A 14,860-nucleotide genomic window follows, 5' to 3' on the forward strand; every position below is an offset into this window, starting at 1 on the left:
GGATTTCTAGACAGCTATTCATTATTTCTTAAGCATATGGAATACTTGCTCCACGTCTTTATCCCCGCGACCGGACAAGTTAATGATTATGATCTGATCCTTGCCCATTGTTGGAGCTAGCTTTTTGGCATAAGCAACGGCATGTGCGCTTTCAAGTGCAGGGATGATACCTTCTGTCCGGGAGAGCTCTTGAAATGCTGCTAATACTTCCTCATTGCTAACGGCATAATATTCTGCACGTCCGGAAACTTTCAGGTGGCTGTGCTCTGGACCAATTCCAGGGTAATCTAGTCCTGCTGCAATTGAATAGGTTGGTTTCGGATTGCCTTGCTCATCAAGCAGCACCAAACATTTAAAACCGTGAATAATGCTTGGGACTCCCTCTGTTAAAGTCGGAGCCTGTTCTGGCTCTACGCCAATTAATCGTACAGAAGACTCGTCCAAATAGTGTGCAAAAGCACCAATGGCATTACTTCCCCCGCCAACGCAAGCAATTACCGCATCAGGAAGACGACCTTCTTTCTCGAGAATCTGACGCTTGGATTCTTCACTAATAATAGACTGGAAATGTTTAACCATAGATGGGAACGGATGAGGCCCTACAGCCGAACCAAGCAAATAGAACGTATTTTGATAGTTTTGCACTAAATCGTTCAGCGCTTCATCTACTGCGTCTTTTAGACGACCTTGACCCTTATCGACTGCAACGACGGTAGCTCCAAGCAGCTCCATTCGGAATACATTAAGCGCCTGACGGCGCATATCTTCGGATCCCATGTAGATTACGCACTCCATCTTAAACATGGCGCATGCCGTAGCGGTTGCGACTCCATGCTGACCAGCACCAGTCTCGGCAATTACTCGTTTAACTCCCATGCGTTTCGCAAGAAGAATTTGACCTACTACGTTATTGATTTTGTGTGCACCGGTATGGTTAAGGTCCTCGCGTTTCAAGTAAACCTTGGCGCCGCCCCACGCATCTGTTATTTGTTGAGCGAAGGTCAGCGGATTTTCACGACCGACGTACTCTCGCAAGTAATAACGCAGTTCTTCATTGAATTCGGGATCTTCTTTGTATTTGTAGAATTGTGCACTCAGGTAATTCATTACTTCCTGTAATTCAGGAGGGATAAAACTGCCTCCAAACTCCCCAAAATATCCTTCATCAAATTGCTCATGACTCATTGAGTATACCTCCATTAATTGGATAATAAATGATAATTTTATATTAACATATTAAATGGACATTTTGCATTAGCCTGAGCCAGATTGTAGTTCTGTTCATACAAAGATAGGTTTGGCCATTATCTTGACACTTATGAACGAAGAAGCCTCTGTTTCCCACTAGCACACGGAAAACGGAGACTTCTTTATTTATGATTCATAGCCAGAGTGGAAACAATTCGTCCCAATATTGATGATGAGAGCATCCCTCATCAGACTTTACCTGGTTGTAAAGGACCATACATCCGATCGGCTAAAACCTCCGTACTCATCACGCGCTATAGCGAACCAGGAGTAGCTTTGCCCCGGCTGTGTGTTCGGATATGGAACCGTCGCAGTATTTCCGCTCGGAACCTTCGATACTTTGCCGATCAGCTCATTCGTTCTGGAATAAATGCCGATATAATCGGTTGCCACCTGCTTTTCGATCGGTTTCAGATTTAGCGGCAGTATGAATTCGTCATCATCTGCTTTGAAAAAGTTGTATTTATTCAAATATGGGGAATACGTATTGACGAATAGCTGCTTATTTTGCAAATCAAATTGCAGAAACCGCATATAGCCTTGCCCACCTTCTGGCCCATTCTGGTAATCGCTCAGCAGTTCCAGCACATTGCGGTCCCCTATTTTCTTGATATTATAGGCAACTCCGGGATTATGACCGCCCAGCACCATAAACACATTCGGATTCGGTTCCACAAGCTGTTCATAAATCCCGCGGCCTTGACCATAATAAGCTTTGCTCGGTTTCAAATATTCATGCGTCGCGATAATAGCATTACGGTCCGCATATTTTTTGAGTACACTTTTGGCCCAATCAAACGTTTTTTGATCAATCACCCAACCGAGATAAACGATAACAAAGTCGTTACCCTTGACCGAAACCAGATCATAATGATCCCGGTTATTATTCAAATCCCCGCCAAAGGTAGGCTGCTTAATATATCGCTCACGTCCAAAATATTTCCAAAACTCCTCGTAGTTGCCAACATCATAAGCAACATCGTGATTGCCTGCAACGATACCATAAGGAATCCGTGCGTCATCGAGCGTTTTCATACTTTTTGAAGCATTCTCCCATTCGGCCTTGCTGTTCCAGTTGTTAACAATATCCCCGGTATGCACCATATAGCTGAACTTTTTTTCCTTCCAATGGTCCACTGTCCATTTGGTCATCAAATCATAAATTTTCGGAAACGACTCCGAGTAGTATTGGGTATCTGTCATCCACAGGAAAGCAAAATCGTACTCCCCCGTCGTTGGTATGCGATCCTGTACCAGTACCTCAACCTTGCCGCTGCGCACCATCTGGGCTGGTTTTATTTTCCCTCTGAGTGTAAAATCCTCTGTGCCTCTGTTGGAGTCTATGTCTTCCCATAGCTGGGTATCAAAATTCCATACGTACATCGTGACCAGCCGATCGGACAGAGAATGCCCGGTCCATACGATATCTGCATCAGTTAAAGGATCATTGCCCACATCAAAAGTAAATCGATGATAAGGAAATTTTTCTTTATTATCATTAACCAAATATTTCCCGTCTCTGACGGCAACCAGTGAGCGCTGTTCGTCGGTCATCATGAGCTCACCCTGCGGCACCAATTCAAGAGGAGGCTCCCGATCCACCGCATGGGTTAGTGCCTCATGCTTGCCTGCATCGCTCAGATCGTAACGCTGAGCTTTGTAAAAGGATACATCCAACGGATCGTTGGTCGAGTCATTCACCTGAACGCTGAGCTTGAGCGCAGCGGTTGAAATCGACGAGCGATCAGCTGGAGCAGGATTATTGGGCAGCTCCGGCATTTCATTCAATACTTGAAAATTGACCGTACTGTTGCGTTCATTTCCTGCCTTATCCGCCGTACTCACTTCAAGCTTATGCGCTCCAACCGGCAGCTCCGCAGTTTGCAGCTCCGCCGGCAGCTCGATAACCTTGCCATCCAGCTTAGCGACAACAGAAGCGGTACCGGATATCGCATCGTTTGATTTCACATTAACGGCAATCCGATTCTTATAGGTTCTGCCTTCGACAGGAGAAACAATCTCAAGAACCGGTGCTGTATTATCAACTTGAACGACAACCGTTTTAGCTTTTTTATCCGTTCCATCCTCTGCAATCAATTCGACCTTATGATTGGTTTCAGGCAGTTCTAGCGTATCCCATAAATAATATACACTGCGGTATTTATCGTCCTTGATCACATAATTAAATTCCTTTTGAAACGCTGTTGGGTCCTGTGCTACACCAGGAGCGGCTCCAACCGTATATACAGTAGCCGTCTTGTAATTAGGATCATCCAGAACCGTTCCGTCCCCAAGCTCAAGCTTCAGGGCACGGAATTTCCATACATCATGATCACCTTCTTTATCATCAGGCGCTTTTTTGCTGCCTGCCCGCAATGTGATTTTATTATTCCCCTGCTGCAGCAGCTCGACTTTGATCGGAATTGTTAATTTGGTGAAGCCTGTAATATTTTTATCGAAGGTATAGGCAAGCTTGTCATTCACCCATATCGAATTTTTATAACCATCGCCCGATTTCATTCCATCCGCTTCAATAGTAAGCATGGCTTGCTGCTGCATAACCGGTTTGGCAGTAACCTTCACATCATCAATGAGCAAGCTAAGCTTGGTGTCCGGGCTGCTTCCTGATGCTATGATCCCTTTACTTCCTCTTACGATATCGCCATTATCTAACGATAGGGTAAGGCTCTTATCGTTCGCCGAAACCTGCGGAATCCCTATTTTGAAGAAGCCATCTATCGCAAGCCAGCGAATAATCCCCAGTAAGCCGACTAGTGCCAACGCCGTAAACAGGATAAGCACAGTTTTTTGCAATCCATTAAACCGCGGCTGATTTTCCAAGGTGAAACCTCCCTCCGTAGCACAATCCATGATGAGTTTTATTGTATACCACTCTATATCTGAATGATAGACAAACAGCCCCTCATCCAAACTGAGGACTGTTTAATGCGGTGAATAAAAGGGCACAGCAGCACCACTTATTCACCGCACTTTTAAAGAATAATTAATGGATGCCATTTACTTTACATTAACATCAAATGAGGCCGTTTGGCTGCTTGGTGCCACAATGTTAATTTTAAAGCTGGTTACGTCGCCCGCAGCACCTGTATATTGGACTTTACCCATTTTATCTATAGTAACAGCACTCGGTTTGCTCCCCACTATGCTGCTGATATAGAAGCTCAGCTTCAATACCTCATTTCCATTCGTTCCTGTATTGCTCATTTTAAACAAATCATTTCTCGAGGTTGCCGCTTCCTCATCCAGAGCTCCAGGAGCACGCTCTGCTACAAATTCGCCAGCGTATTGATCCTTAACCGTTATTTTCTCAGCCAGCTTAGTATCCCAAATATACAGTCCTGCCTGAAGATCTGCCAAGGCTACGTCTTTGCCTGTCTTGTTCAGCAAGATGTTCTCTACAACCGGACCTTCATTTTTAGAGCTTACATCTATCGTCGAATTGACAATTTCATTCCTGCCATTATTATATAGGATACTGAGCTGAGCTGTTCCGGCCTTACCTCCTGCAACAAATCGGCTGCCATTCTGATCGGCAGTTTTGCTCGCTGCGTCCACCACTTGGTTGTTGCTAGACGTAACGGAAACGATTGAAGATGGCATCTTGACGATGTCGCTGTTATTCAGCTTTGCTCTAATTTTGACCTCCTTGGCAAATCCACGGTAATTATCGTATACAGTGCTCGCCCCTGCCGCTCCTGTTCCTGAGCTCAAATAGTCATCTGCGGCCAGCAAAATATTATTTGAGTGATCCAGATAAGCTTCATAGGTCAGCTTATTCGCAGAATCGTTCGGGTCAATAACATTCATTGAGGTAGAAACTGAATCTACTTCTGCATAATTGACACCATTCACAACCATGCTGCCATTCTTATCCGCTTTCAACAAGGAAGCTTTAAACAAATAATCCGCAGCTTTCGCACCAGTCCCCGCATAGAAGTTGAACGATTTATCAAACACGGAATCCACACTCATATCGGAGGAATCGTGAGCCAGCTTGAAGTCAAGAGTCACTTCCTGGCCAACTGTCGTAGGCTGCAGCATATATTTGCGCGGAGAAGCGCTGTTAGCCTGATCCATCCGCTGCGTACTTGCCAGACTGGTAGCTCCTAAAGTGGCCGCATCACCGGAAATCGCTTTTAAGGAGTAGCGAACCACGTATTGATTAGCAGCATCGTATTTTAAATCCCCGCCGAATTGATCATAGAGCTTAACTCTCAGTTCATTATTAGTACCTGCTGTCATGTATTTGGCTGGTGTTACCGAGAAACGAATGTCGTCGGCTTTGCGCTCTTCATTACCGTTAAGTCTAAGCTCTGCTCTCACATCCGAATTATCCTTCAGCTGAATGGTGATGGTTGAATTTTCTTTGCTGATCACACCCGTAATTGCGATCATACCCTTGTGAGAACCATTATTGGAAATGGGATCAGCAGCCAGCGTCACGCCACCATTCGAGAAAATATTGAACTTGGCCCGTTGATCATAAATTTCTTGAGGTGTCAGCTGATTGCCTTCGGAATCCTTCACAATAATCGGCACATAAAATTTCGCGTCGGTCGCTTCATCACCTGTTGGCACATCACCTTTGGATAAGCTGTAATTATAAGCACCAAAAGCCAGACTTGCTGCGGACTGATTGGCTGCGATCTTGACTACCTTCGTATAGGACTGGCCTGACCCATTGGCGATCAGCGAAATGGTGACATCCTTCGTTTTATCAGATACGGAGCGCAGCTTTAGATCTGCCGCCGAATCCCCGACAACGTTATCTACGAAAGCCAGGTTCTCCCCAGAATTCCCTTTTTCCAGATCGGAATCATTAATGAGGACTGCGATACCTGTATTCAAAGCATCTTTATTTTCCACACGAATACCATACTGGTCAAAAGCTTTTACATTCAGATAGCCATAGCCCTTGGAAGCAATCGAATTCAGCATGCTGCCGGAATCGTTAACGAGCTCTCCGATTTCCAGCCTGGATACCGTGCTTTTATCGCCAATCTGGAATACTTTATTGCCTTGTATACTTGTCGATTCATACAGTACCGTAATGGATATACTTTCACCCTTAGTCGTACCGTCAGGTAAATCCAGATAAAAGGCTTGCTCACCACCGATAGCTGTTGTAGTCCCGATGCTGGTATAAATTTTGAAGTTGCTTGCTGACAAAGAGGATTGGCCTCCATATTGATTAGCTGCTTTAAAATCGATTCGAATCCGTTTATCGTTAGGCAATGTGTCACTAGTCGTCAGGAAGCTAATGTTTGTAATTTGTTCTGCCGTTGTGGTAAATTGAGCTGTTCGTGTTGAATCGTCCGAATTGGATACTCCATCCAAAGTAACGGCCCAAGCTGCGGCATCCCATTTATTATCTAATGTCAATGTGGCTGTTGTTTTGTCGTTACTCCAACTGGTCGTATATCCGCTTACAGGTGAACCATTACGAGTCAGGTTCAGCTTTGCAGAGTTGGTGTCAGGCAATGCACCATTTAATTGAACCGTAAATGCATTGAAATTAGTAGCCTTAAAGGAAGCGATCCCATACTTGCCGTTAAAGTCCAGCTTATAGCGCTGAGAGGCTTCATATAACGACAAGGCAAGCAAGTCACGCGTTGCCGGTGTCATGCCACCAACTGTTCCATCCGCATTGGCCTGCAGCAGCTTCAATCTGACAGCCAAAGCCACATAGCTTTGAGCCCATGAGGATACGGTTGGGTCATTCAGACCCGTGGTTGTTTTTACTTGGTTCTCCATACTCAGACCACGAATGAGGAACGCTGCAAGCTGCTCTCTGGTTACTTCACCTGCCGGATTGAATTCACCTGGCGCAAATCCATCGGTAATTCCTACTTTGACAATCGCTTCAATGTAAGGAAGCGCATAGCCATTCGCAGGGTCATCAGCTTTCACATCTTTGAAGGTTGAGGTGGTCAACGTATTGTCAACCCTTAGCTTGAATATTAATGCTGCCGCCTTCGCAAACTGGGCACGATTCATCTTTTCCTTTAAGCCGAATGTGTCTTCACTGACACCATCAAATATGCCTGCATGAATTAATGAATCGAATTTGTCCTTCGTCGTCGGTTCCAAATCCTTTAAATCCGTGAAATCTGCAGAGGATTTAGCTAATGCCGCCCCACTGAAAGCCAGGGATGAGAACATGACCGATAGAGATACAATTATGGATAAGCTTTTTTTCATAAACATTTCCCTCCAACTGAATAAATTTTGATAAAATTATGTACTTCGTGCTGCTTTCGCATTTTCGTGATCGGATTGTCTTAACAACACGCGAGTTAATACTTATTACCCAATCTGTGGAAATTGAATTTGTTGATGGGATATTTAACACTTAAATCTTATGACATATAAAAAAGCAGGACCTGAGACTGTCGTCCCCGAATACCTGCTTTACCTTTAACCTCTGACAACATTCCTACACCTTGTACCTAACTTCCTCGTGTTATCGGTAGTGTTACGGTAAAGCTCGTTCCCTCGCCTAGCGAGCTGCTGACATGGATGGTTCCATGATGGGCTTCTACAATCGACTTTGCAATGGCTAGGCCGAGACCGTGTCCTCCCATTTGTCGGGAACGGGATTTATCCGAGCGATAGAAACGATGAAATATTTGCTCTTGTTCTTCATCGGCAATGCCTATACCGTTATCTTCGACGACTATAACCAGCTTACGATTGATATCATTGACATCTAATGAAAGCCTCAGTCGGACCTCTCCGCCACTCGGGGTATACTTTAGCGCATTATCCAGCAGGATGATAAGCAGCTGCTTATATCGTTCCAAATCTCCTTCGATATCAAGCTTCCCGGATGCGACCATTTGCAAATCAATCTGTTTGGAGCCGGATAAACCTTGCATTGATTCGATAATCATTTCCGCATGGGGCTGTAAATCGAAAGCTTCCCATTGCAGAATATACTCGGGTGTGTCCGAACGTGCCAGCAGCAGCAGATTACTAACTAGCTTGGTCATCCGTTTGACCTCATCCTTCATATTCACCAGCAGCTTGCGCACGAATGGATCGGTTTCCTCGGACTGTTCCATTTCCAAGGAATCGATGGACGACAGCATGACGCTTAAAGGAGTTCTCAACTCGTGCGAGGCATCAGCCACAAATTCACGCTGCCTTGCATAGGATTGTACAATCGGGATCATCGCCCGCTTGGACATCATATGACTCATATACAGAGCGATGCCAAAAAACAGCACAGCCAATCCACCAAAAATGTACAACAACCAATTAAACAGCTCATAGTTGTAGGAAATGTTTTTACCTACATATAAAGTGCCGATCTGCTTATTTCCCTGCATAATCGCTTTACCTGATGTGAGTAAACGAATCTCCTGTGTGTTCGTCTGTTCCAAGGGTGTTTTATATCCCCTAGGGAAACGGCGGTCCCCGAACCGGTCCTTAGATAATTGCAGCTTATGGTAGCGCAGTTCGTTTTTCTTGGGAGCCCATCCTTTCAACAAGTCCAGCATCTGGGGACGCAGACCACGCCCGATATCGTTTCCATATAACATCTGGCCATTCGGCCCCAATATGTAATTAAAAAGCTGGTCCTGTGAAGGTCCGATAACCCCCTGAATTTCCAACAAACGCGTATCCATTATTTTATTTGTCGTGATATGCTCCTCGATCAATCGCACCTCTTGTTCGACTAGAGCTTCCACCTCACGCTCCTGATCGTTCAGGATAATAAAATACAGCAAGGCATACACGATCACAATAAAAATAACCAAAAAAAGCATCAAAAGTCCGCTGTATACAAGCGTCAAACGGCTTTGTGTACGCTGAAAGATGTCACTTCCCCAACGCCTTCCGATCCACTTCAACCATTTATCCTTCAAGCTTATATCCCACCCCGCGAATACTTTGTATGAGTTCCTCCGAGCCGAATGGCTCCAGCTTTTTGCGGAGCAGCTTGATGGTAGCATCCACGATCTTGGCCGAAACATCAGCATCATAACCCCATATCCGATCCAGAATCACTTCACGGGTCAGCACCTGACCTTTATTGTGCGCCAATAAATCCAGCAATTGAAACTCGCGGGGAGTTAACTGGATCGTCACGACACCCTTTTGCACGGAAAAGCCAGTGCGAAATAGCTTAATATCTTGAAAATGCACCACCTCTTCCGTAATCGGAGCGTAATTTCGGCGAGACAACGCACGTATTCGGGCCAACAGTTCAGCAATTTCAAACGGTTTAATGAGATAATCGTCTGCCCCGGCATCCAGACCCTCTATTCGATCCTCCAATGCGTCCTTAGCGGTCAGCATCAGCACTGCACCTGAATACCCGGATTTCCTCAGTTTTCGGCAGGCATCTACACCATTTCCGTCCGGCATCATCCAATCCATAATCAACACATCATAATGAGAGGCAAGGGCATAATCACAAGCATCATTACCTGTCATCACCCAGTCCACCTGGTAATTGGCTTTTTTCTTCAGCATATGTACAATCAGCTCGCCAAGACGAGAATCATCTTCCGCTAATAGAATATTCAATGCCCTGCACCCCTTTCTCTATATTGGAAAGCATAACATGATTACATGAAAAATTAGTGAAATCTTTTGACCATATTCGAATTCGTAGCCGGCAGTTTTTTTATATAGGAATAATGTTCCTTTCATCTAATTTTCACTTTGCAAGGATATATTAAGAATGCGCTTAGGTAGCGTACCCAAAATACACCAATTAGGAGTGATTTCGAGCATGAAGAAGAAACTACTGCCCATTACTTTAGGACTTGCCCTTATGGCAATTGCCGGTACCGCATACGCACAATCAGCAACGACAACTACTTCCACAGATACAACGGCCCAGCACAAGGTACAGGGATTCAAAGGCGGCGACAAAATGAAACCCGGCGGTTTTGTCAATCAGGAGCTGTTGACCCTTCTAACTATTGACGAAGCCACATTGCATACAGAATTGAAGGCTGGTAAATCATTGGCGGCCATTGGAGAAGCCAAAGGCGTATCCAAGCAGCAAATCATCGATCTTCTTGTGAAGCAGGATGCTGAAAGACTGGCCAAAGCGGTCACAGACGGCAAACTAACACAAGCACAAGCCGATGAAAGAAAAGCTAAACAGTTGGAAATGATCACGAAAAGAGTAGATCAAGCTGGGGTATTTGATGGTAAAGGCGGCCCTGGCGGCAAGGGCTTTGAAGGACGCGGTGGGTTTGGCGGTCCGGGAGGACATGGAGGTCCAGGCGGGTTTGGTGGTCCGGGCGGCGGCTTGGAAGCAGCTTCCTCTATTATCGGATTAACGTCTAAGGAAATTAATGAGCAATTGAAAGCTGGTAAATCACTAAGTGAAATTGCTCAGGAAAAAGGCGTCAGCAAGCAGCAGCTGATTGATGGTCTTGTCAAGAAAGAAACCGAAAGAATCACCAAGCAGGTTGATGAAAAACACCAACCGAAAACAACAAACAAGACACCAGCAACCAAATAATTTACAGCCACTACGGTGGTCACAATTACTTATAATGAAAGGACAATCCATCATCCTCTACGGATGATGGGGATTGTCCTTTTTGTATTTATTCAGCTGCTATATGACTTTACTCAAACTTTTGCTACAATGTCATATAGAGTTTATTCATGATGTGACCCAAGGAGAGAACACAATGGCACAAAACCGCCGACTGGAAACCGATCAAGAATTTAATGAGGCAATGGAGAATCAAGCTCTTATCCGAATTTTTAAAGACGATCATATCATAGATTCCGGAGTTGTGATTACCCGCTTTGACAATCAAACCATTGTCGTGCAATCCGGCGTAAGTGGACTATTTTATTATTCAAGAGTATCCTGTGAGTTTTTCGAGACTAAGCAGCGATGACCCGCTTTAAACCGGGAAGGCCTCATCAATTTGGTTAGTTTGCTCTTCGCTAAGGCTCCAGCCAACCGCGCCCACATTTTCATTCAGCTGCTCAAGCTTACTCACACCAACAATTGCTGCTGAAACAGCGGGGCGATTAATAATCCAGTTCAAGCTTACCTGTGCTGGCGTTTTGCCAAGCTCGTTCGCGATGTCCTTTAGCAGCTGAACACCCTCCTGAAATTTCTTCGCCCGTTCCGCTACGGCCGGTTCCTCGGCTCCTCGGCTTCCTCTCGGAATATTGGACTCATATTTACCCGATAAAATGCCTCCGCCCATGGGACTGTAGAGAATCATTCCGATTCCCTGGTCTACACACATTGGCTGTAGTTCTTTCTCTATCGCCCGATTCGCCAGACTGTAATTAGGCTGTACAGAAATAAAGCTGGCGAGCTTATTCACATCACTGACCCAAAGAGCTTTCGTCAGCACCCAGGCAGGGAAATTCGAGCAGCCAATATAACGAACCTTGCCTTGGCGAATCAAATCATCGTATGCACGCAGTGATTCTTCAAGGGGAGTTTCATAGTCGACATTATGGGCTTGGTATAGGTCAATATAGTCAGTGCCAAGCCGCCGCAGGCTATTCTCGACCTCTTGCATAATATGCAGACGGGATTGACCTCTGTTATTAATGCCAGGACCTACGTCACCATGCACCTTGGTAGCCACGACAACCTCGTGACGACGGCCTTTGATCGTCCTGCCAAGAATTTCTTCCGCTTCTCCACCAGTGTAGCGATTAGCATTATCGAACAGATTAATCCCAAGATCGATTGCTTCACGGATAATACGAAATGAATCAGTAGGTGTGACCTTTCCCGGCTTACCCCAGGGCGGAGTAGGACTCCCGAAGTTCCAGCAGCCCAAACTAAGTCTAGATACTTTAAGTCCTGATTTACCTAATCTGACATATTCCATTTGATTTCCTCCTCAGAGCTTTGCAACGCAAAGCTTTCTTCGTAAGCATCATTTGAGCTTGCCTTGCCTATTTTATTTACTGAAATAGGCAGCATTCTTAAGGAAAACGCTTTCTACACGCTCAACAATCGCGCCATCCAGCTCGGACTCGTTCCTTGCCTTTTGCCATTCCGGGTCATTCCTGAATATCTCGAATTTGGCATCACGTTCATCACGGCTGGCAAACTCCATTATGTAGTACAATCGGTTGTGCTCTGAATCCGTGTCTTCCCAAAACTCGGTAACCTTCATCCCGATTCTGGAGAAAATTCGCAAGGTGTGATTAGCGAAACGGTCGTGGATTGCTTGCATCCGGCCAGGATGAATATAATAAATTCGAAGTTCGTAAAGCATCAGATCGTCCCTCTTCTCCTTATTTGTTCCTTACCTTTCTTATTATAAGTTACAATTCCTGTATCGAAAATGACTGAATTATTTGAAACTTAGTATCGTGAAGTAAAGTAACCCCAACATTTATGAAGCTGCGACGGTTTTTTTATCCCAAGCATTCACGATAAGGACACTAACTACACAGCCGAGGGCAATCCACCCGTTGTAGAAAAACACCTCTTTCATTCCAACTGCTTCGCTGGCATATCCTCCGAGAAAGCTGCCGATAATCCTCGCAACACCGAGACTGAGCAGAGCGTTCAAAGTTTGGCCGCTGGCTTTCAACTCCTTGGGAACCTGTTGATTGATATACATCGCCATAGTCACAGAAAGAACAATAAAAATCAGTCCATGCAGTATCTGGGCAGGCAGTACCCATAGCGGATTATCTGTCAACGAAAAGGCGAACCAACGTAGTGCTGCCGCGATACTTGCCACCAGCAAAATATGTGTGATCCTCACTCGCTCAAAGATCCGCTTCGCCAGCAGCAAAAATGGGATTTCACTAATCGAAGAGATCACCATCGACCACCCCAGAAGGACGCTATCGCCCCCCATCGATTTGTAGTAAACAGGAAAAAACGTATAGTAATAGCCTAAAGTAATTTGCAGAATCACGTTGATTCCCAAATATATCATCAGCTTGCGCTGCTTGAACAGCACCCAAATACGTACCCTGTCCCCTGTAGCTCGATAACCGGGAACTTTAGGAAAACGCAGTAAAAGCAGCAGGGCTACCAGCATTACCAGCGAATATACAGGAAATAAGTAGTTGATGTTCAACTGCGCTATAAAACCAAAAGCAATCGACATCAAGGCAAAGCCGACCGTTCCGCCCAGGCGAATAAGACCAAACGACCAGCGCTTCTGCTTTTCCAGCTCCTGCAAAGTCATCGCATCACTGATAGCAAATATAGATGTGTGAAAGAACGTAAATAAACATACCATCGACATTAAAAAGATATACATCGTAGACAGCGGAAAAAGCAGCATGATGCTTCCACAGCCGATGATCAATATCATCAGAATCGTGTTTTTATTGTTGGCATGGTCCCCTCGTGAGCCCCAGAAGGGCTGAGCCAGCAGAGCGACTAACGGTCCCAAACTTAACAGCGTACCAATTTCTGAAGGTGTGGCACCAACGGATTGAAAATAAATCGGCAGGAACGTCCCATATACAGCGTTTCCCATATAAATAACCATATAAAATAGTAAAAAGTAGACCATGCGTAAATTCCTTTCGACGTGCAGACATTTCTCACTATTGTATCAAGAGCGGCAGGCTGTGGGAAGCAGGAACTTCACGTAGGTTTAATCCATGGAGACTAAAAAAAGCAGCCCTATAGGCTGCTCATCCGTTCCATTTTGTATTTTTTTAATCCATTATAGGCCATCTCAAGCTGACTGTTAATGTGCATTTCTGACGCCGAGTCACTCATCATGCTACAGGCTCTGACCAGACTGTCGATAACGCTGAACAATTCAGGGTCTGTGCGGTAGCAATCCGTAGATATTTCCTGCATTTCGTAAATCTTTTCCGCAAAGGCTGGGTAAGCAGTCATGTTAATCAAATCCCTTCTTAGTTAAGGAATAAAAAACAATGATACACAATATAGCCTTTTTAAAAACGATTTAGTGTGTCTTAATAGTTATTGTAACGCTTACAAACAAGTTTTACAATACACTATTTCAATTATTTTATGTGATTGTATTGACAAGCATTCCATTATGACTGCATTTGTTTGATCAGCTTAACGTTCTGTACTTGGCAATCTCCTGTTCATACATATCTCCACCATGAGAATCATAAACAACCATCACCGGAAATTGCTCGACCGTAAGCTTGCGGATGGCCTCAGGCCCAAGATCCTCATAAGCAACGACTTCAGCCGCTTTTACCTTCTGTGCCAGCAGAGCCGATAAACCACCAATGGCAGCGAAGCATACAGCTTCATATTGTTGACAGGCCTCTCTAACCTCCTGGCTTCGGGGTCCTTTGCCAATGGTAGCTTTGACTCCATACTTATACATAGCAGGTGTGTAAGGGTCCATCCGAGAGGCTGTTGTCGGCGCAATGGAGCCGATAATTTGACCTGGCTTCGGTGGAGTCGGCCCTGCGTAGAAGACCACTTCATTTTTCAAATTCACGGGAAATTCCTCGCCGCGATCGATCAGCTCCAGCAGTCGCTTATGTGCCGCATCGCGCGCTACGTAGATCGTTCCATTCAGAAAAACCTCATCCCCTGCTCGAAACTGCAAGACTTGTTCTCTCGTTAGAGGTGTCTCCAGATAAATTTTGGCCATAATTCAGCACCGCCTTTTAT

The 14,860-nt window shown here is 45.1% G+C and carries 12 protein-coding genes; 2 read left to right on the forward strand and 10 right to left on the reverse strand.

Annotation, left to right across the window (positions count from 1 at the left end):
- Window positions 1–21: 21 nt before the first annotated feature.
- The 5 genes from trpB to BM210_RS14285 all read right to left on the reverse strand — a co-directional run bounded on the left by trpB (window position 22) and on the right by BM210_RS14285 (window position 9,804).
- Window positions 22–1,185 (reverse strand): tryptophan synthase subunit beta, encoded by a 1,164-nt coding sequence (gene trpB, locus BM210_RS14265; protein ID WP_091169208.1) that lies wholly within the window; start codon window positions 1,183–1,185, stop codon window positions 22–24.
- 258 nt (window positions 1,186–1,443) lie between these two features.
- A complete protein-coding gene (locus tag BM210_RS14270; protein ID WP_177237810.1) occupies window positions 1,444–4,089 on the reverse strand; it encodes a metallophosphoesterase in 2,646 nt (881 codons plus the stop codon).
- 177 nt (window positions 4,090–4,266) lie between these two features.
- Window positions 4,267–7,470 carry an S-layer homology domain-containing protein gene (locus tag BM210_RS14275; protein WP_177237811.1) on the reverse strand — a complete coding sequence of 1,068 codons (3,204 nt, stop codon included), beginning with the start codon at window positions 7,468–7,470 and terminating at the stop codon, window positions 4,267–4,269.
- Window positions 7,471–7,718: 248 nt separating this feature from the next.
- Window positions 7,719–9,140 carry a sensor histidine kinase gene (locus BM210_RS14280; protein ID WP_256223601.1) on the reverse strand — a complete coding sequence of 474 codons (1,422 nt, stop codon included), beginning with the start codon at window positions 9,138–9,140 and terminating at the stop codon, window positions 7,719–7,721.
- Window positions 9,130–9,804: a response regulator transcription factor gene (locus BM210_RS14285; protein ID WP_091169216.1), complete on the reverse strand. Its 675-nt coding sequence runs from the start codon at window positions 9,802–9,804 to the stop codon at window positions 9,130–9,132. Before BM210_RS14285 ends, BM210_RS14280 begins: the two co-directional genes overlap by 11 nt.
- A 208-nt stretch (window positions 9,805–10,012) precedes the next feature.
- Between BM210_RS14285 and BM210_RS14290 the strand changes: the two genes are divergently transcribed.
- Both BM210_RS14290 and BM210_RS14295 read left to right on the forward strand, forming a co-directional pair.
- Window positions 10,013–10,756: a hypothetical protein gene (locus BM210_RS14290; protein WP_091169217.1), complete on the forward strand. Its 744-nt coding sequence runs from the start codon at window positions 10,013–10,015 to the stop codon at window positions 10,754–10,756.
- A gap of 175 nt (window positions 10,757–10,931) precedes the next feature.
- Window positions 10,932–11,147, forward strand: coding sequence for a hypothetical protein (locus BM210_RS14295; RefSeq protein ID WP_091169220.1), 216 nt, complete (start codon window positions 10,932–10,934; stop codon window positions 11,145–11,147).
- A 6-nt stretch (window positions 11,148–11,153) separates the two neighbouring features.
- Here the strand turns inward: BM210_RS14295 and BM210_RS14300 are convergent, their stop codons facing one another.
- From BM210_RS14300 to BM210_RS14320, 5 genes are all read right to left on the reverse strand, one after another.
- Complete coding sequence (locus tag BM210_RS14300) at window positions 11,154–12,107, reverse strand: aldo/keto reductase (protein ID WP_091169221.1); 954 nt, start codon at window positions 12,105–12,107, stop codon at window positions 11,154–11,156.
- Window positions 12,108–12,179: 72 nt separating this feature from the next.
- A complete protein-coding gene (locus tag BM210_RS14305) occupies window positions 12,180–12,500 on the reverse strand; it encodes an NIPSNAP family protein (RefSeq protein WP_091169224.1) in 321 nt (106 codons plus the stop codon).
- A gap of 120 nt (window positions 12,501–12,620) precedes the next feature.
- Window positions 12,621–13,787, reverse strand: coding sequence for an MFS transporter (locus BM210_RS14310; protein ID WP_256223614.1), 1,167 nt, complete (start codon window positions 13,785–13,787; stop codon window positions 12,621–12,623).
- A gap of 89 nt (window positions 13,788–13,876) precedes the next feature.
- Entirely contained in the window at window positions 13,877–14,098 is a 222-nt protein-coding gene (locus BM210_RS14315; protein ID WP_091169228.1) for a hypothetical protein, read from the reverse strand.
- Window positions 14,099–14,282: 184 nt separating this feature from the next.
- Complete coding sequence (locus BM210_RS14320; protein WP_091169230.1) at window positions 14,283–14,840, reverse strand: Fe-S-containing hydro-lyase; 558 nt, start codon at window positions 14,838–14,840, stop codon at window positions 14,283–14,285.
- Between the last annotated feature and the right edge of the window lie 20 nt (window positions 14,841–14,860).

The sequence above is a fragment of the Paenibacillus sp. 1_12 genome, assembly GCF_900114475.1.
GTDB lineage: Bacteria > Bacillota > Bacilli > Paenibacillales > NBRC-103111 > Paenibacillus_S.

Excerpts from the sequence above, each read along its gene's own strand:
- BM210_RS14320 (WP_091169230.1), bottom strand. The coding sequence starts at position 14,840 with ATGGCCAAAATTTATCTGGAGACACCTCTAACGAGAGAACAAGTCTTG.
- BM210_RS14300 (WP_091169221.1), bottom strand. The coding sequence starts at position 12,107 with ATGGAATATGTCAGATTAGGTAAATCAGGACTTAAAGTATCTAGACTT.
- BM210_RS14315 (WP_091169228.1), bottom strand. The coding sequence starts at position 14,098 with ATGACTGCTTACCCAGCCTTTGCGGAAAAGATTTACGAAATGCAGGAA.
- trpB (WP_091169208.1), bottom strand. The coding sequence starts at position 1,185 with ATGAGTCATGAGCAATTTGATGAAGGATATTTTGGGGAGTTTGGAGGC.
- BM210_RS14295 (WP_091169220.1), top strand. The coding sequence starts at position 10,932 with ATGGCACAAAACCGCCGACTGGAAACCGATCAAGAATTTAATGAGGCA.
- BM210_RS14305 (WP_091169224.1), bottom strand. The coding sequence starts at position 12,500 with ATGCTTTACGAACTTCGAATTTATTATATTCATCCTGGCCGGATGCAA.
- BM210_RS14290 (WP_091169217.1), top strand. The coding sequence starts at position 10,013 with ATGAAGAAGAAACTACTGCCCATTACTTTAGGACTTGCCCTTATGGCA.
- BM210_RS14275 (WP_177237811.1), bottom strand. The coding sequence starts at position 7,470 with ATGAAAAAAAGCTTATCCATAATTGTATCTCTATCGGTCATGTTCTCA.